This is a genomic window from Roseiconus nitratireducens, from assembly GCF_008629675.1.
GTDB classification, from domain to species: domain Bacteria; phylum Planctomycetota; class Planctomycetia; order Pirellulales; family Pirellulaceae; genus Stieleria; species Stieleria nitratireducens.
In genome coordinates, this window is the sequence record NZ_VWOX01000011.1 from 97,818 (window position 1) to 117,603 (window position 19,786).

A 19,786-nucleotide genomic window follows, 5' to 3' on the forward strand; every position below is an offset into this window, starting at 1 on the left:
TCTCCCGCAAGTGACCGCCGATGAATCACGTTGCCAGCCGACGCCCCGATCCAAGCGAATTTGAACTGCCCTATCACGGCGAACTGATCGGACGCGTGGAAGGCAGCTGCGCGGTGGAAGTTCTGCGAGGTCAATTGTTCTGGATCTGCGAACTGGCTAGCAGCCTGAGCACCGAGCAGGTCGACCGGGTTCACGCGCCCTATCGCTGGACCGTCCGACAGGTCTTCGAACATGTCGCCAACGCCGAGCGGATGTACGGCTATCGGATGATGTGCCTGGCCGATGGCAGCGGCCCCGATCTGCCGGCCTGGGACGAAAACGTTTCGGCGGACAGCCGTTTCGGGCTGGGCAACTTCTCGCATCTGGTGGCCGAACTCGGTGAGTTGCGAAAAGCGAACGTGGCCCTGCTGACACGTCTGACGCCGCATGCCTGGGACGCTACCGGAACCGTGGCCGGGAACCGAGCCACGGTTCGGACCTTGGCGTGGCTGGCGGCCGGCCACCTCCAGCATCACTTCGAAATCGTTGAAATGCGCTGTGGGGTCACTGCGACCCGCGGCCCGGTCATGATAGAGTGAGCCGTTCCCGGCCGGCTGGTTTGCCGAGCTGGACCGATTTGCCGTGGGGGGATGGCCGATTCGCTTCGGGTGCCCCGACCGGTCGGGCGACCGCGTGCAGGTCCCCCGCGTGCCAAGGTCCCCCTTTGGTCGCCAGACCGCCTTGCGTTCCGCCGGCTGTTGCAACGGCTGTCCTGATGTCTCGCTTTTCACCGGCACCGGTGTCAACGTCCTTTTGCCATTGAACCGTTTGCGATGTTTGTTGACCGCGTCCAAATCGAACTTCACGCCGGCCGCGGAGGCGACGGTTGTTTCAGCATGCGCCGCGAAAAGTACGTGCCCCGGGGTGGCCCCGATGGTGGCGACGGGGGGCACGGCGGCAGCTTGATCCTGGAAGCCAAGCTGGGCGTTAATTCGCTGGCCGCCTACGCTAACCGCAGGTTCTTTCACGCGCCCAAGGGGCAACCCGGTCAGGGATCGATGCGGCATGGTCGCAAGGGCAATGACCAGGTACTGTACGTTCCTCCCGGGACCACGGTGATCGACGCCGAACAGGGGTTCGTGATCAAGGACCTGAAGTCACACGGCGAGTCATTTGTCGTTGCCCGCGGCGGCAAGGGCGGCAAAGGCAACGCCCACTTCAAATCCAGCACCAACCAGGCACCGCGCGAGCACACCCGCGGCGAAGACGGCGAATCACGCTCCGTGATCCTGGAATTGAAATCGATCGCTGACGTGGGACTGGTCGGTAAACCGAACGCCGGCAAGAGCACCCTGCTCAGCCGGATCACCAGCGCCCGTCCGGAGATCGCCGATTATCCTTTCACGACCAAGCACCCCAACCTGGGAATCGTCGATCTGGACATGCAACGATCGTTCGTACTGGCCGACATTCCGGGACTGATTGAAGGGGCGAGCGACGGCGTCGGGTTGGGCCACGAATTCTTGCGACACATCGAACGCGCCGGCCTGCTGGTGCATCTGGTCGAACCCGAGCCGACCGATCAGACCGAGCCGGTAGCCAACTACCTGGCGATCCGCAGCGAACTGGCCCAGTACGATCAACAGCTTGCCGATCGCGATGAGATCATTGTGGTGACCAAGTGCGAACTGCCCGCGGCAACGCAGGTTGCCGAACGGCTTCACCAGGAAACCAACCGACCGGTTTACCTGATCAGCTCCATGACCGGCCAGGGTCTGGACGAGCTGAAAGAAGCGATCATGGATCAGGTGGATGAACGCCGACAAGCGTTGATCGATGCGGGCGAAGCCGTGCCGGAGCTTCGCGAAACACCGGCGCCCGAGCGAGGCAAAAAACGCAAGACGCCGCCGCACCTTGCCGGCCCGACGGCGCAACTGTCCAACGAGATGCAGGCCAAAGACTTTGAAGCCGAATCGCTCCCGCCAGACGCCTCTTCTCAAAGCGACGGGCGGCGAAAGCCGTGAGTGGGAAGCACACGATTGTCGCCGTCGATGTCGGCAACTCGGCTGCCAAGATCGCGATCGGACAGGAGCCGCCGAAGCCAGAGGTCGACGACATCACGGCGTTCTCCGGCGGGCCCGGCCAACGGCTGCGAACCATCTCGCTGGATCAAAGTGATTGGACGACGGGTGTCTGCCGCTGGGTCCGACAGCATGTCGCGGGCGATGATATCACCTGGTGGGTGTCCACCGTCAACCGCGCGGCCAGCCAACCGTTGCAGCGTTGCGTGGCTGAGCAATTCGCCAGCTTTCAATGGCACGCGATTGACCATCGGGCGATTCCGATGGAGATCGAGGTCGATTTCCCCGATCGCGTGGGCATCGATCGATTGATTGGAGCCTACGCGGCGTCGCTGCGCTTTCCGCGTCCGCTGGTCATCGTCGATGCCGGTTCGGCCGTGACCATCGATTGGGTTTCGGGCGGCCCCTCCGATGCGAGCACGTTTCATGGGGGGGCCATCCTGCCGGGCATCCGACTGCAGCTTGCCGCCTTGGCAAATGGCACCGAAGGCATCGAACCGACGTTCGGCAGCTCGTTCGGCAGCTCGATCGAAGGCGGTTCCCACGTCGCCGCCGACCGGCAGCCCAACATCGATGTACAGCCCAACATCGATGTTCTTGGGCCCGGCAAGAACACCCAACAAGCGATCCGGCGCGGGGTGATGGCCGGCATTTGCGGCGGAATTGAGCGTCTGGCCGTCGACTATGCCCGCACGAGTGTCAAAACGGACGCATCCGGACGAGTTCCGCAAATCGTGCTGACCGGCGGCGACGCTGCCGCCATTTCGGGGTTCTTGAGAGTCGAGCATGTGCTGCTTCCCGGACTGGTTTGCCGCGGCTTGTTCGACTTGGCGTGGCGAAAATGCCAAACGGGTTGCGGTGGGCTAGAATGACGGTGGCCCCCAATCGGCCATCCGTCGAGGCGCACCGTTCCATCAAGATGTCTGTCAACAAACTCTCCGACCTGCTTCCGATTCCCGACGACGTCGGCAGACCGCATCCCTACCAGGTGTTTGGGCTGTCAGCGGGCGAATCCGATTCCGCGAAGATCAACGCAGCGATTCAAATAGTCTACCAGCGTTTAAAAGCAGCCCGGTCGGAATGTCAGCCGGAGCTCTGGAAGCGGGCCGCAAAACTGGCTGAAGCTTCGCGAAAGTTGCTGGAAGATCCCCAACGAAAGCGCGAACTGGACGCGCGGTTCGGAATCGTTGCCGAGACGTCTGCGGGCAGCCCCCCCGCACCGGGCGAACCCGAAGATCCGTTGGCCGGGATCCTGCCTCCGACCAACCCGCTGGCTCGATCGGCGCCGAAGCCGTCCGCCGATTCCACGTCGCAAGCGCCCCAACGCTCGGTCGCCGCCGTGTTGGGGACTCCGCCGCTGGGCACGCCCCCGAGCGTGACGCCGTCCACGACTGCTCCATCAACTGGCGTTTCGTCCCAGGCCGCCCCGGCGCCGGCGGCTCATCAGGGTTCCGCCAACGTCCCCAGCTGGTCGGCGCCGCGACGGACCGTCGCCCGAAGTCGGCGCAAGAAGAAGTCCGGAATGTTTCTGTTCGGCTTCTTTGTCCTGGCGATGCTGGGAGCCGTGGTCGGCCTGTTCTGGTACCAGAGCCAAGGCGGCCAATTTGCGCTCAACGGCGAAGGCGGTCGCAGCGGCCGTGGCATCGTCGTCGCCGATCCTCCGCCGGTGCGCGACCGCGAGGTGGCCGCGACGACGCCGACCAAGCCACTGTCGGACGGCATTTTGAATGACGCTCCGACGACCGGAATGGCCGATCCCGAAGAACGGCCAGCCGAGGGCAGCGGGTTATCCGCCGTCGATCCGTTGCAAAACTCAACGGACGGTCCGAATGCCAACTCACCCGATTCCAATGATTTGTCGATGTTCCCGATGCCGGGCGACGGCCAAAACGATTCGACTGGCGAGAACAACCTTCCCCAAACGTTTCAGCCGACGGTTCCCGATTCGGATCCGTCGATGATGAACGATGCTCCGATGACCGATCCGGACGGGGCCGCCGGAATGGTTACCGGTACGCAACCGGAACCCTCCATGCCGGATTCCTCACAGCCGGCCCCGGCCGAAGTGCAAGCGAACCAGCAGGCCATTGCGGCGGTCGAGCAACTGATTCGGGAAGCCGATTGGTCGCGCATGAAAGCTGCGGCGGAATCTTTGGAAAAACGAGACCTGACGGCCGAACAAGCCAAACATGCTCGAGCTCTTTACGATATCGCCGACTTGGCTTTGTACTATCGCGGTGCCGTTCAACGTGGATTGCAGACACTGACCACGGGCAACACGTTTGATTTGGCTGAGGATTTCCCAGTGATCGTCACAGAAGTCACCGAGCAATCCCTTTCGATCCAATACGACCGCAAGAGCAAGACGTACATGATCGATGAGATGCCGCCGCGAATGTCGGAAGTCATCGCCGATTTCTCCGTGTCCCTTGATCAGCCCGATACAATCGCGGGCCGGGCACTCTATCGCCTGGTTCGTTCCGATACGCCGGAAGAGTATCGCGACGATGCCTTCCAGATGCTCACCACCGTCGACGGAAAACTTGAGACCGTCGACACGGAGATACTTCAGCAGGTCGCAAGAGACATTTTCTCGCAGTAGACACCGGACAACATGGACGACCATTCAGCCGACGGCTCGCTTCAGTCGGCAATTGCGACGCTGAACCAATTGATTGCGTTTCCGTCGGTCAGTTCCACCAGCAATGAAGCGATCACCGATTGGGTCGCCCGGCAGCTGACCGGATTGGGCTTCTCGGTGTCTCGAACCGGCTACACAGACGGCCGGGGCATCAGCAAGTGCAATCTGGTCGCCGTTCGCCACCCGGCGATGGATTCACCGCCGATGACGACGCCACCGGCCGTGAATCCTTCCGCAGGCGATGACCCTGACCTTGATTCGGTAACTGCGACCGGAGGGCTGGCCTATTTCTGCCACACCGACGTGGTGCCAGCCGACGAGTGGACCGGACCGGCTCCCCTGGCATCGAACGACGCTGCATGGACTGCGTCGATCGTTGCGACACCAGCCACTCCGGGAAATCCCGCGGCATTCCAGCCCGTCGTGCGCGACGATCGAGTTTACGGACGTGGCGCCTGCGACATGAAGGGCTCCCTGGCCGCGATGCTGACCGCCGTTGCCCGAATCAATCCGTCGCAACAAGTCGCACCCATCTGGATCGTCTGCACGGCGGATGAAGAGATCGGATTTGAGGGGGCGAAGCATGTCGCGCGGCATTGCCCCGCGTATCGCGAATTGGTTCAAGCCCAACCGATTTGCCTGATCGGCGAACCGACGGAATTGGACGTCGTGTATGCGCACAAAGGCATTTGTGGCTTCCGCATTCGCAGCCGCGGCCGCGCGGGCCACAGCGCCTACGACGACGGGCTGAATGCGAACGAACGGATGGTGCCGATGTTGAATCATCTGCTGGAACAGTGCCACCGCACCCGCAGCTCCATCGATCTGCAAGACACGCGGTTTGATCCGCCAACGTTGTCGTACAACTTTGGCGTCAGCGATCACAGCAACGTGATCAACATCACGCCGGAACACAGTGACGCCTGGGTCAGCTTGCGAACGATGCCCGGAATCAGCGGTTCGGATTTGGTTGCGGAAGCCCAACAAGAGGCGGAGAGATTGGGCCTGTCTTTTCACCCCATCGACGGCTGTGATCCATTGTGGACCGATCCGTCCGACGGAGACGTGAAGCAGTTGGTCGGTCTGGCCGGCACCACGGCGCGCACCGTGTGCTACGCCACCGATGGCGGCGTCCTCACCGAACTTCGGCGACGCATCGTGTTTGGTCCGGGCAGTATCCACCAGGCGCACACCACCGACGAATGGATCTCGTTGGATCAGTTGCGGCGTGGCATCCGTTGTTTCGAGCAGGCCGTGCGCACCTGGTGCGTGGCCAACGACTGAACCGCCCCCGACCGATCGCACCCGGCTGGCGATCAGGTTTCGTCGTCGGACTTAGCAGGTGCGACGTTGGCTGACTGGAGCGTTTCGACCCCCGAAAGCTCGATGGCACCGTCGACCACCAGCGTCGGAATCCCGCCTCGAATGGGATACAAACGAGCACCGTCTTGGGTGATCAATCCGGCGTCCAAGGAGTCGGTGACCAGCTGATCGGTCCGATCGCGCAAGCTTTTCGTGGCAATCAACTGGTTGAGAGTCGTGATCACCACGGGAGACGCCAGCTGCAGGGCCTGCCCATCGAGGGGGCACTGAATCAGACGGAGGATGGTGGGGTCAATCATATTTTTCGGCAGCTGCGATGTATTGTTCGAGTCGTCCGGTTGGATGACCGATGCTGGAACAGAGACGGGTGCCGATCAGGACGCGTCGGGACTCTCATCTTCTTTTCAGACGGAACCATCACGCCGTAAAGGACTGTCGTCGGCGGGGAGCATGATTATGAACGTCTACAAACTGCAAACGGTTCGGGCATCGGCACTGTGCTTTTTGCTTGCAGCCGGTTCGGCCGCCACGGGCTCGGCCCATGCCCAAAACGCCTCCGCGGATCTGCACACCGACCCCGCCACGGGGATCGTCTATCGCAAGATCCTCCGCAACGTGCAACGTCCCGTCGTCGATCAACGGATCGAGCGTCAGGAACAAACGGTGTACCGACCGGAGACCGTGGTCGAAACCAAACCGGAATTCCGCACATCCTACATCCCTGTCACCTCGATGAAATGGCGCCCCCAAGTGGAAGGGCGCTGGAACCTGTTTCGCCAGCCCACCGTGTCGTACCAGCAAATCCCGGAAACCCACTGGGAAGCACGTAGCGAAGTCGTCAATCGCACCACGACGCAAACGCGTTGGGTGCCCGAAAAGCGGACGGTCGAAGTGCCGCACAACGTGGTTCGCTACGAAAGCCAGCAACACGTCGACTATGAACCGATCGCACGCGTGATGCCGCACCCCAGCACCGGATCGTCCATCGATTCGTCCGTGGCCGCCCGCCTGCAACCGCTGGAATCGGGCACTCCGATCGCCTCCCTGAATCAAACTCAGGGACACACCGCGAGCGAACCGCCGATGCGAAATTCGAACCAAAGCGGGATGGCGACCAATGTGTTGATTCCGGCGGGACACCTCGGATCTCCGCTGACGCCTGGTGTCAGCGGCGTGGGCATCGCCACCGCCCCGCCCACTTCGACGTGGCGGTAGGCTTCGACGGCAAGCTCTCACGCGGATCAGCCGCGCGGATCTCAGACGCGCGGATCAGCCACGCAGTGCCGCCCGCCGAATCCTGGCGGAGCGGCATCGGATTCGCAAAGGCGTCGGCGTGCACGGGCCCGGCGTCCCGCGGGCTGAATCGGTGTTCGGGCTCAATCGCCGTTTGGCTCAATCGGCGTTCGGCGGCGGATCGGCGGACGTTTTCTCCCGGCGAGCTTGGATGAAGCTTCGCACGAACACGACCATCGCCACCAGGGTCGTCAGCAGCATCAAGCTGACACGGGCGATCGCGGCTCCATCGCCGCGGCCGATCGCACCTTTGAGCGGCATGATCAGGCCAAGCAAAATCAAGAGCGTGGCCAGGACCGCCACGTGCGCGACGGTCTTGTTCTTCTTGCGGACCCCGGGATTCAAGATCAACAGAATGCCACCGAACACCACCGGAATGAACGCGGTTTTGGAAGGCGTCTCGGAGGTCACATAGCCTGCCAGTCCGACCACGATCAAGACGAGGGCGTTCAGCAGGCTCACGTTCGCGGGCGTCATGGTGGGACTCGGTCAGCTGGGGAGGGCGGATGGATCGCGGTGGGGCCGTCGATGCGACCGTCGGGACACGTGCTTCCGTGATTCCAATCGATGCGGGCTCATTCCGGCACGTGGCTGGGCACCACCAGCACCGGGTGCGGGCTGCGGCGAATTCTATCCTGAACGAACCCTTGACCGTACCGGTCATCCACCTCCAACGGCAAAACCACCAGCATCTTGTCGCGATTCTGCAACGGGTTCGGCGGTGCGACCTCGCCAGCCTGCGGCCGCAGGTGATATGTCTTGCCCAATTCCGAAGCGGTCTTCGCCATCGTCCCGTGCAACGTTTGGTGTGTCTTGGTCATCGCTTCGGCGAAGGATGCCGAATCCAGTTTTGCGTCCGGTGAAAGCGCTTCGACAATCGATCGGATGTTCTCGTACTGCTCCTTTTCGACGACCAGATTCAGGGTGACCGTCGCGGATTCATCCGAAAGTCCAAAGGCCCAGGCCGCGGCCTTGTTTTCGACATCGCATTCCGCACCCACGACGACCGATACCAAGTGGGTGCACGCACCCAACGGCTGGTCGCTACGTCGGACCACCAACATCGGACAGGGACAGCGAGATAGCAGCACGTCGATCACGGTCCCGGCACTGCCCGTGCCGACCTTCTCGAAATCGCGGCCGAACGGACACGGCACGACCAACAAATCCACGGCGTGCGTTGCCAACGCGATCAGGATGGCTTCGTAGGCGTCGCCGTCGGCACGTTCGATTGGGCGGGATCCGGAAACGCGGTTGACGACCGGTGTGGTCAAGTCATCCAGGATTGCCGGGTCGTGTTGCAAACCGTCCTCGCCAACCCGATGGGCTTCGCGAGCGTCCAACAACAGCGTTTCCACGTTGAATCGTTCCCGAAGGGTGGCGGCGGTCTGAATCCCGGTTTCATCCTGGTCGGAACCGTCCAGCACCAACAGCACCCGAGAGGGCTGAATCGGCGTGAGGGCCGCCGAGGGACCGACCTGGGATTTTTCAAACATCCGCATCGATGCGTCGACTTCGCGGTCGAGTTCGTGGGACTCCGCTTCAGACATGACAAAGGGGACTAATCGCGAGGGAAAGCGGACAGAGAGCGAAGCCACCTGGCAACGGCACGGAGGACAGGTCGGCTCGGTCCTCCCGATTCTAACGTCGATGGGTCCTGCCCGCAGGAGGTCGCCTCCGCTGGATGCATCAACCTGTCTTTGCTCGCAACGAATCCTCTGTTCGCGACAAGCGGTTCGTGACAAGCTTGGACAGCGCCACTTTCAATCAAAATCACCGTGATTTGCGGTGCAATGAGCGGCAAGGCGCTGGCCGCCCGTTGAAGTGCAAAAAACCGTGGCCAGGCCCAAGCGGCTCACGCAAATTGGCGCTGCCCAGCGTGTCTGCATCGCGCCTGGTCTCCATCGGGACTCAGAAACTCGGGTGGACTTAGGGCTCAGGACGATTCGGCCTGGTTCAGTTGCTGCAGCTCTCGACTGGCCTGGTCGTAGTCCAGAACGGCCACCCGGACGGGCATCGGCAACGAGCGGATCTGTTCGTCCAGGTAGGGATCGGCCTGGTCGTGCGTGATACGTCGGTACCAATTCTTGCCCAAGCCGGCTTGGTCCTCTGGCATCAGGACACGTTGGAAGAATTGGGCAAACGCGTTCGAGTTCGATCCCGCACGGCCCCGCGCGTATTCGGCCAGCGTGCGGTCAAGTTGCGCCAGCTTCACCGCGATTGCGGCCGCCTCGGCATCGTGTTCCTGGTGCAAGGCGACGACAAAATCCGCGCCGGCAATCGGCTTCAGCTTGGCCGCGCCAAACAGCGGCTGTTCGCGTCCGTGCGCGACCACGCTGACGTCAACCAGCCCGCCCCGCCACGAGGGCGGCACGGCAACCGTCAGGCGGAAATGCTTTTGGCCTTCGAGCACTTGCTGGGAGGTCCAGCGAAGTTTGAAGTACACCCCGCGGCCACGATCGGTCGTTCCGGAGGCCACCACCGCTTGCATCGGAGGCTGGCGTTCGAACTGGGTGGAGTCGGAGTGGGTTTTCTTTTCATCGGCCCCCAGGTGGCCGCCGCCCAGCGGCGGATAAACCGCGTCGATCCCCATCTGAAACGCTTTGTTCTTTTCTTGCTTGTTGCTGATGGCGATCGGGCTGGCGAAATCCGATTGCAGCTCAGTCCTGGGCGCAAAGTCGACGATCGGAAGTCGATCGCGAAGACGACACCGCACCAGCAGGTGATCGATCGGTGGTCGCTCTCTCGGAGACCCCTCTCGCAAATCGACGACCAACGAAGAGAGCACCAAATCAAACGACACTTCGCGGCCGCCGTTTCCGCAGGTCGATTCGAACGCCGGGGCAACCGACGGTAAATCGAATTGGATGCGGGGCGTTTCCGCCATGGCGGACGGCCCGCTCCAACCGCAGGCCGTGATCATCAAAAACGCAAACGTCGTCGACCGCCAATGTAGATTCAGAATTGCCATGATGAACACACTCCAAGGATCGTTGCCAACGTCGTCGGAGTCATTCCAATGCAGCGAGAACCGGTCCCACCGGTCCCAAGCCCATCCGCCCGGTGGCATCCGCCTGGCCGGGTCTCGGGCACGTGCAGCCATCCGCTGCACGGTCAAGATTAGGCGGGCCGGGCAGCGACGACCATGGTCACTCGGCAAGGCCCATCGCGGAACGGCGTCCGGCAACCAGCAGCGATCGACCGCGTGACCGAAGCGTGAAACACGGGCAAAGCGACATCCGCTGATCCCATCGACGGTGATGTCGGCGGATCCGATCGTTCCGGTGCGTGAAACAATTCCGGCTAGCTGTGCATCCGAGCCAGCTCGCTTCCCTTGGCAATGATGTCCGCCTCGTCGCGCGACAGTTGGTCCAGCCGCGCGACGACAACGTCCCGCTCGGCATACTGCTCCGCCAGCTTGACGTAGGTGGTGTGGTGTCGGGCTTCGGATTCAAACAGACCGGCGTAAAAATCTGCCAGCCCGGGATCCCGATCCCGCACGTGTTCGGCGAGCCGGCGAAAGCGTTCGCAGCTCCGCGCTTCGATCAACGACGCGACCAGCAGTCGGTCGATCGCCCGCTCCGGCTCCGAGGGACGCACCAGGGCATTGAGTTCTCTTCCGTAGTGGCCGCTGGCCAACCGGCGAAAGGGGATGCCGCGTTGATCGAGCACGTCCAACACCAGATGGTAGTGCTCCAGTTCCTCCTGGATGATCCGAGTCATTTCGACGCACAGCGCTCGATTGTCCGTGTAGGAATTCATCAAGTTCATCGCGGTGGACGCGGCCTTCCGCTCGCAATGGGCGTGGTCGATCAAGACGTCGGCCAGATTCTGGTCGACTTGGGCGAGCCATCGATCGGTCGATTCGGATTGCAGGTGCAACATCGGCGGCGGCGAAACGTGAGGCAGACAAACAGGTGAACCGTTGCGTCAACACCGGACGCGCGGGATGGAGGCGGGCTTGCGGTGGACCGATGCCGGTCCGGCCCGCGTCAATCAGAAAACAACGCCTTGGCAAAGCTGTCGGCATCAAACTGGGCGATGTCTTCGATGCCTTCGCCCAGCCCGACGAACTTGACCGGCAACTTGAACTGCCGACGGATCGGCAGAATCACACCGCCCCGGGCCGAACCGTCCAATTTGGCCAAGATGATGCCGGTGCACCCGGCCACCTCGCTGAAGCCTTTCGCCTGGCTGAGCGCGTTCTGCCCAGCCGTCGCGTCGAGCACCAGCAAGACTTCGTGGGGCGCCCCGTCGATCTTCTTGCCGACCACGCGGCGGATCTTGTCCAGCTCCTGCATCAACTTTCCTTGCGTCTGCAATCGCCCGGCGGTGTCGATGATGGCCACATCGGCGCCGGTTTGAATGGCGCGATCGACCGTCTGGAACGCGACGCTGGCGGGGTCGGCCCCCTGCTTGCCGGTGACGATGTCGCAACCGATCCGCTGGGACCAGATCGTCAGCTGCTCCACCGCCGCGGCGCGGAACGTGTCCCCGGCACCCAGCACGACCTGGTTGCCGGCGGCGGTCAGGAAATGGGCCAGCTTGCCGATGGACGTCGTTTTCCCGCTGCCGTTGACTCCGACGACCAGGATCACGCTGGGCGATCCGGACAGGGCCAACGGTGCGGCGTCCTGCTTGAGCATCGCACGCGTCTGCTCGGTGATCGAATCGATCACTTCGTCCAATTGAACCTTGCGTCCCCGGAACCGCTTGGCCACGTCATCGCGAAGCTCCTCGGCAGGTCCGGCGCCCATGTCGGTCCGGATCAGCTTGGAAAACAACTCGTCCAGGAACGCTTCGTCGACCAGCCGACCTTCGCCCTTGAACAGGTCGCGGATATCGGTGTTCAGGGTCCGGCGGGTCTTCTCCAGTCCGCCACGAAACCGGTTGAGCAACCCACCCTTGGGGGCTGCGGCCGGCTGAGCGGATGCGGAATCGGCCGCCGGCTGAGTTCTCGGCGCAGCCTGCGGCTGGGTTTCTGGAGCAGCCTCCGGCTGGGTTTCTGGAGCAGCCTGCGGCTGGGTTTCCGCCGCGGGCGGTGGGGGGGAATCGGGCTGCCGCTGAGCCGCATCCTGGGCTTCTTTCGGGGCAGCGGATTGCTTTTTGGATCGCCAGAAGGCCATCGTTGATTTCTCGCTCAAACGTTCAAGATTCAAAACAATTAGCAAGTTTGCCGCAAAGACGCCAATTTAGGTACCGCCCTGCGGGGCGGTCCAGTTTTAACGGTTGCCGCGGCGTGAATCATCGCTGCATGTCCGCACCACGCAACAACCGGCAAAGTCAGCCCCATCCGGTGTCACGGAACATCTGGTCCACGTGGACTGTTGGCGGGTGGAGCCTGGTGAAATCACTCGAATTGAGCCGCGATTGCCGGCAACGCATCCCGATAACCCACCCTGACGACAGAGGCGACGCGTCAGAAGGCCAACTGCCGAGCCGAGCGCTTTCCGGTTTGTTCCTCCCGCCTGCGACTGCAGCGGGTAACGGACCGGACGGGCTTTTCGGTTCTGTGCTGGCCCGACCAATCGGGGTCTCAACGGCCCGCGCGTTTTGGTCGCGGGCGTGATTCGTTGTTGCCCTGCCTTTTTGAACCCAGAAAATGGAATTCGGGAGAATTTGAAGCGATGAAGCTTAGCAAGATTGCCATGCTGGCTGCGATTGCCTGCGCGTCCTACACGAGCAGCATGACCGCCAGCGCTAACGATACGATTGAATTGGTTTCGCACTGCGCGGCCGCTTGCGATTGCGGCGAGCCGGTCTGCGGATGCGAGCCCGTCGACGCCTGTGCAGACGCATGCGCCGACAACTGCGACGCCGGCGGATGCGGCCTGGGCGATTGCCTGGGCGGCGGATGCGACGGCGGATGTGACTCGGGCTGCGGATGCGGCCTGGGTGGATGCCTGGACGGCCTGTGCGGCGACTGCTGCCTGGGCGAGCAATGGTCGTTGTTCGACGGTTGCTGCCTGGACGACTGCGGCATCAGCGTCGGAGGTTGGTTGCAATACGGCTATGTCAGCAAAGCGAACAGCCTGTTCAACAGCTACGACCACGGCCAACTGAACCAAGCGTGGATCTACGCCGAACGGGCGATCGATACCTCTTGCGGCTTCGACATCGGTGGTCGCGTTGACTACATGTATGGTACCGACTCGCAGGACACCCAAGCGTTCGGCACCGACCCCCGCGGTTGGGACAACGGTTGGGACAACGGCGGAAACTACGGCCGTGCCATGCCGCAGTTGTACCTGGAAGCTGGATACGGAGACCTGTCGGTCAAAGCCGGACACTTCTACACCATCATCGGATGGGAAGTCGTGACCGCCCCCGACAACTTCTTCTACAGCCACGCCTACACGATGTACAACAGCGAGCCGTTTACCCACACGGGTATCCTGGCAACGTACAACGTCAGCGACAACGTGACGGTCTACGGTGGTTGGACCGAAGGTTGGGACAGCGGTTTTGACGACAACGGTGACAACTTCATCGGTGGTCTGTCGGTCGGCCTGAGCGACGCGTTGACCGTGACCTACGCAACCGTTGCCGGCCGCTTCGGGGAAGCCCGCTTCAACGGTGTCGAGAAGGGTTACATGCAGTCGATCGTTGCTGACCTGGCTGTCAGCGACAACCTGCAGTACATCTTCCAAACCGACTTCCTGGACACGGAAGATGCAGTGGGTGACACCGTGCGGAACACCTTCGACATCAACCAGTACCTGATCTACTCGTTCAACGATTGCTGGGCAGCCGGCGGACGCTTCGAGTGGTACAACCAGGAAGGCGTTTACAGCGCCAACGAAACCGACATCTACGCCCTGACGCTGGGTGTCAACTACAAGCCCCACGCCAACGTGATCGTGCGTCCGGAAGTCCGCTGGGACTGGGATGACGACCAAGTCGCGGGATTGGAAGACGGCGAAGATCAAACGACGTTCGCCGTCGACACGATCTTCCTGTTCTAGGAACGAATCGTTCGAAAACGAAGTTCGACCGAATGGCCGGCCATCACTCTGCTTGCGGAGTGGTGGCCGGCTTTTTTCGTGCAGCAGACTCCCCGCGACCGGCACCGCTTAACACCCGGTGTTAAGACAGGAAAAACAGGCAAAACGCGAAAATCCGTAAAGCTCAATTTCGTTCAGATGCCCTCCCGATACATGGGTTGAACGTTGGTGTAGCGGTTCACGATCGGTGCCTCGCCAGGCGGGCGATCACCCAGTCCGAATCGCACGACGCCGCATCGCCGAAGCCCTTTGGCTTGGCGAGCCGTCGACCGATCATGCTCAGCACAACCGAGAAGGAACGTCCCGCCGGGACGCTTAGGGAGACCCATGAAACGAAAACTTTTATTCAGCACCTTGGCGTTGCTGTGTTTCGGCACCACCGCAGTGGCCCAGGAGAACGCCCACGCGATCTACCAAGCCTCCAGCGACGCCGCGCCGCAAGTTGCCCAGGTCGGCCACTTCGGTGAGGTCGGCTGCGGGTGCGAAACGCCCTGCGACTGTGAAGTGACCGGCTGCGACACGGCCGACTATGGAGAGATCACCTGCGGCGCCGAAATGCCCTATGAGTGCAGCGACCCGACGTGTGACGGCGGTTGCGACGGTGGCTGTGGCAGCGGATGCGGGCTGCTGGGCGGCAGCCTGCTCGGCAAGGACCTGCTGGGCGGATGCTGTCTGGGCGATTGCGACTTGGGCGAGCCCTTCGCCCTGTTCGGCGAAAACTGCGGCTACTCGGCCGGCGGCTGGATCCAAATGGGTTACTTCAACAACGCGCTGCCGCTGTTCAACAGCCGCGCCGACGACCTCCAACTGCAGCAGGCTTGGCTGTGGGCGGAGAAATCCATCGACACGTCCAACGGCTTCGATGTCGGCGGTCGGATCGACTACATCTACGGTACCGACAGCCAGGACACCCAGGCGTTCGGCATCCCGAACGGTCACTGGGACGAAGACTGGGACAACGGGCCCGACTACGGCAACGCCCTGCCACAGGTGTACATGGAAGCCGGTTACGGAGACCTGTCGGTCAAGGTCGGTCACTTTTACACCATCATCGGATGGGAAGTCGTGAGCGCCCCCGACAACTTCTTCTACAGCCACGCCTACACGATGTACAACAGCGAGCCCTTCACCCACACCGGTGCCCTGGCAACGCTGGCCGTTTCGGAAGACATTGAGGTCTACGGCGGATACGTCTTGGGCTGGGACAGCGGCTTTGAAGACAACGGCGACGCCTTCCTGGGCGGAATCTCGCTGTCGGTCTGCGAAGACGTCAACCTGATCTACGCCACGGTCGCCGGCCGATTCTCCGACGTCACCGGCGGGACGCACGAGCGAGGCTACATGCACTCGATCGTGGCCGACGTCTCGGTCACCGAGAAGCTTCAGTACATCTTCCAAACGGACTACCTGGACACCCAGGACCAGTTCAACGATGGCGTTCGCAACACGTTCGACATCAACCAATACCTGATCTACTCGCTGAACGATTGCCTGGCGATGGGAGGTCGCTTCGAGTGGTACAACCAGGAAGGCGTCTACACCAACTACGGCGATGAAACCGACATCTACGCCCTGACCTTGGGTGTGAACGTCAAGCCGCACGCCAACGTGCTCGTCCGCCCCGAAATCCGTTGGGATTGGGACGACGACGGCTCGGCCGGACTGGAGAAAGGTGACGACCAAACCACCTTCGGCATCGACACCATCTTCCTGTTCTAGACGGTTTCCCCCCAGTTCAAGCCCGCCGCCCGCGACCGGATCAGGCCGGGGCGGATCGGGGCGGGCAGACGACAAACGTCGCGATAGCGATTCCCGCGAAGGCCGCGTTCACCCCATCGGTGGACGCGGCTTTTTTCGTTTCCGCGGCCGGTTTGGGCGGTCGATGCAGCGAATGCCCCCAATAGGCCCCGCTTGGGTCCTCCATCGCTCCCTTGAGCCCCGTTTCGCCCTGACGAGTGCCCGGATCGCAGGCAGGTTCGCGTCCTAGCCGGGCAACCTTAAATCCGGAAAACCCCTCGTGGGAGCCGATGGACCCTCGGCATCTCGCAAGCACGACCGCGTTGCCTAAACAGCGCGCACACCGATGCAAACCATTTAGGCAAAAATCCGAGATTCCGGCGGGCGAACTCAACGCCGGATCCGCAACCAATCTTTTTTCTTTTTTCTAAACCTCGATCTCGCTTGCAGTTACACGCCGGCAAACCGCTGCAACCGGGTCATTGGTCCGCGGTGTGCCTCTCCGCACTCCCGATCGAGCGGACGATCTGATTCCTCGAATACCCACTCAACCTAACGATGGATGGCCCGGGCAGGAGTAGGTAGGAAGCGGATAGGAACTGTTTGCTTGGAGAGGTGCCATGCGAGGCCGGATGGATTGATGCATGGCTACCCGACCGCGTCCGGATCGGATGATTCGGGCGTTGGATTATCGCCGCCCCGATTGTTGAGGGGTCGGCGGGACGTCATTCCGTTCTACCACACGAGAGAAGAAAGTATGTCTCAACTTCGTAAGTGGCGTGTGCCACTCGCACTGCTCGCCATTGCGGGCATCGGCCTTGGGGCAGGCTGCCCTGAAGCCTTCGCCCAAGAAGGGGATGTGTACAGCGCATCGGAGAATGCCTACACGATCAACACCCTGTTCATGTTCATCTGCGCGGTCCTCGTGATCTTCATGCAGGCCGGATTTGCGATGGTCGAAGTCGGCCTGAACTCGGCCAAGAACACCGTCAACATTCTCGCCAAGAATGTTATGGACATCTCGGTCGGCGTGCTGCTGTTCCTGCTGATCGGTTTTGCCCTGATGTATCCGGGCGACGGTTGGCTGATCGACGGTTACCTGGGAACGCCCAAAGCATTCGTGACGCGGGACGCGACCGACGGCGAGCTGGGCGATTACAGTGCCTCGGCTGACTTCCTGTTCCAGGTCGCTTTCGCCGCCACCGCCGCCACGATCGTCTCGGGTGCGGTTGCCGGCCGAATGAAATTCGGTGCCTACCTGGTCTACAGCGCCATCCTGACCGGCTTGATCTATCCGATCAGCGGTGCTTGGAAGTGGGGCGGCGGATTCCTGGACGCCATGGGATTCCAGGACTTTGCCGGTTCCGTGGTGGTTCACGCGGTGGGCGGCTTTGCGGGCCTGGCCGGTGCGATCGCCTTGGGGCCGCGGATCGGCAGGTACACCGCCGACGGAAAGAGCGTGCCGCTTCCCGGACACAACATTGCTTTCGCGGCCCTTGGAGTCTTCATCCTGTGGGTGGGATGGTACGGGTTTAACCCCGGCAGCCAACTGACCTACGCCGGTGCCGCCAATGCGGAAGCGACGACCTACATCGCCCTGACGACCACGATTGCAGCTGCGTCGGGAGCCATCATCGCTCTGATCGTCGGCTGGGCCCTGTTCAGCAAGCCCGACTTGACCATGGCGCTCAACGGCGTCCTGGGCGGTCTGGTTGCGATCACAGCCAACTGCGACCGCGTCGCGGAATGGGAATCGATCGTGATCGGCGGCGTCGGTGGTGCCCTGGTGGTGCTCGGCATCGTCATGTTGGACAAGTTGAAAATCGATGACCCCGTCGGTGCCTGGCCGGTGCACGGCCTGTGCGGCGTGTGGGGTGGTCTGGCCACGGGCATCTTCGGCGATCTGCCGGACGGCGTCGAAAGCGTGGGTGCCTTCATCGGCGTCCAAGCGATCGCGACCGTGATCATCTGTGCCTGGGCGTTCATCACCATGGCAGTCGTGTTCTTCGCTCTGAAGGCCATGGGCATGCTGCGGGTGTCACCCGAAGAAGAGCAAGCCGGATTGGATGTTTCCGAGCACGGCATGCAAGCCTACCCGTCCGACGCGTTGGCCGGGGGTGCTGTCAACTAACTGCGGATCGCGACGAGCTCGGCGGGGCTCGTCATCCAGCGATCGACTTGATCTACCTACCGCTGTCCTGTCGCCAATCGGGCTCGTCCCGGTTGGCGGCAGGACAACCGAACCAACCTTCGCGGCCCGGCATGGTGTGTGCCGGCCGCGAAACCAAGCTTCGACGGACGGAGTCGTCGAATGATCCATGTGAGAACTTCTCGGCTCTTGCCTGGGCCAGAAGGTGCCCTGCTCGGATGAGTGTCCGCCTCGCTCGTCCGAGTTAGGGCTTTCTCACATGATCGCTGCGGCCCGTCGAACGGGTGACACGGTTCGGATCGGTTCCCTCACCGCGGTCGGTTTTCTGAAAGACATCAAAGTCGGTGCCCGTCCCGGGTACCGGCTTTGTTTGCTTCTGGCGTCTGGGGTAGTCTATGCGGACCAGAAGAAGCCGCAGTCGTTTTCGGATTTTGCCAACGTGAAACTGATCATCGCCATCATCCAGCCCTCCAAACTCGAAGCGGTCAAGGAAGCACTGACCGAAGTGGATGTCCATCGATTGACCGTCCTGGACTGCCAGGGTTTCGGCCGTCAAAAAGGCCAGACGGGGACCTACCGCGGCACCGAATTCAGCGTCAATCTGCTCCGCAAGGTCCAGCTGCAGATCGCCGTCAACGAAGAGTTCGTGCGGCCGACCATCGAAGCGATTTTGGCGGGAGGTCGCAGCGGCGACGCCGGAGAAATCGGCGACGGAAAGATTTTCGTGCTGCCGATGGACGATTGCATCCGGATCCGCACCGGCGAGCGCGGCAGCGAAGCGATTTGAGGCGGCGAATCGGTTGGTGGGCCGTTCGCGTCGTCACGCACAGCAAGATCGGGCGGTGAATGTCATCCGTCGCCCCACTCTCGCACGTCGGACTCGAACCGTGGTCACGCGCACCGGGGCTTTCGGCCGTCTGGCGACGGCAGCTCCTGCGAAGCGTCAGAACGGCGCGTCTTCCTCTCCCGCTTCGCTGAAGGCTTCGTTGGCGTCGGTCACCCGCTCGCTCATCGCGTCGGCCGGGTTGGCGTTGCCGGTGATCTTGAACGACATCGCCTCGACGTTCACAAAGAACCGCACTTCGCTGTTGGCGTCTTTCTGCCATCGGCGGCCGTTCAGGCGGTAGGTGACCTCAACCTCGTCGCCCTCATTGAGTTCATCCACGGTGTCGCACATGTCACGCGTGAATTCCACCGGCACGAAATTGGTGAAGCTGCCTTTGTCCTGCTCCAACACCACCAGGCGTTTTCGAAACCCTTTGCTGCCATACGTTTTTGTTTCTTCGATCAAATGGACAACGCCGGTGACGGACGGATCGCTCATCGCAGACTCTCAGACTCTCTCAGACAATTCGGAACACCGGGCGCGGGCGGGATTGCCTGCCACGGGCCGGTGGGTGGATGCAGAAGCGTCGATTGTAGCGGTTCCGCCCCAATCGTGAGAGGCTGCGTTTGGATTGCCGGAGGTTGGATGCGGGTCAGCCATCCCCCTCAACCGGCACGGACTCTGGAATCGGCCGGCCCGCGCAGTCATACTGCCGCCCAGAAATCTCTTGGCTTGCCACCCTCCATCCCCTCC

17 protein-coding genes are annotated in these 19,786 nt (G+C 62.0%); 10 read left to right on the plus strand and 7 right to left on the minus strand.

The window, feature by feature from the left end:
- Positions 1–20 precede the first annotated feature (20 nt).
- The 5 genes from FYK55_RS18885 to FYK55_RS18905 all read left to right on the plus strand — a co-directional run bounded on the left by FYK55_RS18885 (position 21) and on the right by FYK55_RS18905 (position 5,985).
- Positions 21–578: a DinB family protein gene (locus tag FYK55_RS18885; protein ID WP_150078008.1), complete on the plus strand. Its 558-nt coding sequence runs from the start codon at positions 21–23 to the stop codon at positions 576–578.
- Positions 579–812: 234 nt separating this feature from the next.
- On the plus strand, positions 813–2,003 hold the full coding sequence (gene obgE, locus FYK55_RS18890) for a GTPase ObgE (protein ID WP_150078009.1): 1,191 nt from the start codon (positions 813–815) through the stop codon (positions 2,001–2,003).
- Entirely contained in the window at positions 2,000–2,932 is a 933-nt protein-coding gene (locus FYK55_RS18895; protein WP_161604624.1) for a type III pantothenate kinase, read from the plus strand. The genes obgE and FYK55_RS18895 overlap by 4 nt, the downstream gene beginning before the upstream one ends.
- A 47-nt stretch (positions 2,933–2,979) precedes the next feature.
- The gene (locus FYK55_RS18900) at positions 2,980–4,662 is read left to right on the plus strand and encodes a hypothetical protein (protein ID WP_150078011.1); all 1,683 of its coding nucleotides are present in this window, start codon (positions 2,980–2,982) and stop codon (positions 4,660–4,662) included.
- A 12-nt stretch (positions 4,663–4,674) separates the two neighbouring features.
- Entirely contained in the window at positions 4,675–5,985 is a 1,311-nt protein-coding gene (locus FYK55_RS18905; RefSeq protein ID WP_150078012.1) for a M20 family metallopeptidase, read from the plus strand.
- Between the two features lie 32 nt (positions 5,986–6,017).
- On the opposite strand, the gene FYK55_RS18910 is transcribed toward FYK55_RS18905, so the two are convergent.
- Entirely contained in the window at positions 6,018–6,323 is a 306-nt protein-coding gene (locus FYK55_RS18910) for a Trm112 family protein (RefSeq protein WP_150078013.1), read from the minus strand.
- 157 nt (positions 6,324–6,480) lie between these two features.
- On the opposite strand from FYK55_RS18910, the gene FYK55_RS18915 reads away from it, so the two are divergent.
- Positions 6,481–7,239: a hypothetical protein gene (locus FYK55_RS18915; protein ID WP_150078014.1), complete on the plus strand. Its 759-nt coding sequence runs from the start codon at positions 6,481–6,483 to the stop codon at positions 7,237–7,239.
- A gap of 177 nt (positions 7,240–7,416) precedes the next feature.
- Here FYK55_RS18915 and FYK55_RS18920 read toward each other — a convergent pair whose 3' ends face one another.
- The 5 genes from FYK55_RS18920 to ftsY form a co-directional block, all read right to left on the minus strand.
- On the minus strand, positions 7,417–7,794 hold the full coding sequence (locus tag FYK55_RS18920) for a hypothetical protein (RefSeq protein ID WP_150078015.1): 378 nt from the start codon (positions 7,792–7,794) through the stop codon (positions 7,417–7,419).
- Between the two features lie 98 nt (positions 7,795–7,892).
- Complete coding sequence (locus tag FYK55_RS18925; RefSeq protein ID WP_235908808.1) at positions 7,893–8,813, minus strand: universal stress protein; 921 nt, start codon at positions 8,811–8,813, stop codon at positions 7,893–7,895.
- A 440-nt stretch (positions 8,814–9,253) separates the two neighbouring features.
- Complete coding sequence (locus tag FYK55_RS18930) at positions 9,254–10,420, minus strand: hypothetical protein (protein WP_150078017.1); 1,167 nt, start codon at positions 10,418–10,420, stop codon at positions 9,254–9,256.
- Positions 10,421–10,620: 200 nt separating this feature from the next.
- Entirely contained in the window at positions 10,621–11,202 is a 582-nt protein-coding gene (gene miaE, locus FYK55_RS18935) for a tRNA-(ms[2]io[6]A)-hydroxylase (protein ID WP_150078018.1), read from the minus strand.
- A gap of 107 nt (positions 11,203–11,309) precedes the next feature.
- A complete protein-coding gene (gene ftsY, locus FYK55_RS18940) occupies positions 11,310–12,443 on the minus strand; it encodes a signal recognition particle-docking protein FtsY (RefSeq protein WP_150078019.1) in 1,134 nt (377 codons plus the stop codon).
- Between the two features lie 501 nt (positions 12,444–12,944).
- On the opposite strand from ftsY, the gene FYK55_RS18945 reads away from it, so the two are divergent.
- The 4 genes from FYK55_RS18945 to FYK55_RS18960 all read left to right on the plus strand — a co-directional run bounded on the left by FYK55_RS18945 (position 12,945) and on the right by FYK55_RS18960 (position 18,994).
- Positions 12,945–14,282, plus strand: coding sequence for a porin (locus FYK55_RS18945; RefSeq protein ID WP_150078020.1), 1,338 nt, complete (start codon positions 12,945–12,947; stop codon positions 14,280–14,282).
- Positions 14,283–14,648: 366 nt separating this feature from the next.
- On the plus strand, positions 14,649–16,040 hold the full coding sequence (locus FYK55_RS18950; RefSeq protein WP_390621737.1) for a porin: 1,392 nt from the start codon (positions 14,649–14,651) through the stop codon (positions 16,038–16,040).
- Between the two features lie 775 nt (positions 16,041–16,815).
- Positions 16,816–18,189 carry an ammonium transporter gene (locus FYK55_RS18955; protein WP_150078021.1) on the plus strand — a complete coding sequence of 458 codons (1,374 nt, stop codon included), beginning with the start codon at positions 16,816–16,818 and terminating at the stop codon, positions 18,187–18,189.
- A gap of 457 nt (positions 18,190–18,646) precedes the next feature.
- The gene (locus tag FYK55_RS18960; protein WP_150078172.1) at positions 18,647–18,994 is read left to right on the plus strand and encodes a P-II family nitrogen regulator; all 348 of its coding nucleotides are present in this window, start codon (positions 18,647–18,649) and stop codon (positions 18,992–18,994) included.
- A gap of 156 nt (positions 18,995–19,150) precedes the next feature.
- On the opposite strand, the gene FYK55_RS18965 is transcribed toward FYK55_RS18960, so the two are convergent.
- On the minus strand, positions 19,151–19,531 hold the full coding sequence (locus FYK55_RS18965) for a DUF3127 domain-containing protein (protein ID WP_150078022.1): 381 nt from the start codon (positions 19,529–19,531) through the stop codon (positions 19,151–19,153).
- Positions 19,532–19,786 lie beyond the last annotated feature (255 nt).

What these genes read in the sequence shown, in the direction of transcription:
- FYK55_RS18885 (WP_150078008.1), top strand. Translation starts at nt 21, where the DNA reads ATGAATCACGTTGCCAGCCGACGCCCCGATCCAAGCGAATTTGAACTG.
- obgE (WP_150078009.1), top strand. Translation starts at nt 813, where the DNA reads ATGTTTGTTGACCGCGTCCAAATCGAACTTCACGCCGGCCGCGGAGGC.
- FYK55_RS18900 (WP_150078011.1), top strand. Translation starts at nt 2,980, where the DNA reads ATGTCTGTCAACAAACTCTCCGACCTGCTTCCGATTCCCGACGACGTC.
- FYK55_RS18905 (WP_150078012.1), top strand. Translation starts at nt 4,675, where the DNA reads ATGGACGACCATTCAGCCGACGGCTCGCTTCAGTCGGCAATTGCGACG.
- FYK55_RS18910 (WP_150078013.1), bottom strand. Translation starts at nt 6,323, where the DNA reads ATGATTGACCCCACCATCCTCCGTCTGATTCAGTGCCCCCTCGATGGG.
- FYK55_RS18915 (WP_150078014.1), top strand. Translation starts at nt 6,481, where the DNA reads ATGAACGTCTACAAACTGCAAACGGTTCGGGCATCGGCACTGTGCTTT.
- FYK55_RS18920 (WP_150078015.1), bottom strand. Translation starts at nt 7,794, where the DNA reads ATGACGCCCGCGAACGTGAGCCTGCTGAACGCCCTCGTCTTGATCGTG.
- FYK55_RS18925 (WP_235908808.1), bottom strand. Translation starts at nt 8,813, where the DNA reads ATGTTTGAAAAATCCCAGGTCGGTCCCTCGGCGGCCCTCACGCCGATT.
- FYK55_RS18930 (WP_150078017.1), bottom strand. Translation starts at nt 10,420, where the DNA reads ATGGCTGCACGTGCCCGAGACCCGGCCAGGCGGATGCCACCGGGCGGA.
- miaE (WP_150078018.1), bottom strand. Translation starts at nt 11,202, where the DNA reads ATGTTGCACCTGCAATCCGAATCGACCGATCGATGGCTCGCCCAAGTC.
- ftsY (WP_150078019.1), bottom strand. Translation starts at nt 12,443, where the DNA reads ATGGCCTTCTGGCGATCCAAAAAGCAATCCGCTGCCCCGAAAGAAGCC.
- FYK55_RS18945 (WP_150078020.1), top strand. Translation starts at nt 12,945, where the DNA reads ATGAAGCTTAGCAAGATTGCCATGCTGGCTGCGATTGCCTGCGCGTCC.
- FYK55_RS18950 (WP_390621737.1), top strand. Translation starts at nt 14,649, where the DNA reads ATGAAACGAAAACTTTTATTCAGCACCTTGGCGTTGCTGTGTTTCGGC.
- FYK55_RS18955 (WP_150078021.1), top strand. Translation starts at nt 16,816, where the DNA reads ATGTCTCAACTTCGTAAGTGGCGTGTGCCACTCGCACTGCTCGCCATT.
- FYK55_RS18965 (WP_150078022.1), bottom strand. Translation starts at nt 19,531, where the DNA reads ATGAGCGATCCGTCCGTCACCGGCGTTGTCCATTTGATCGAAGAAACA.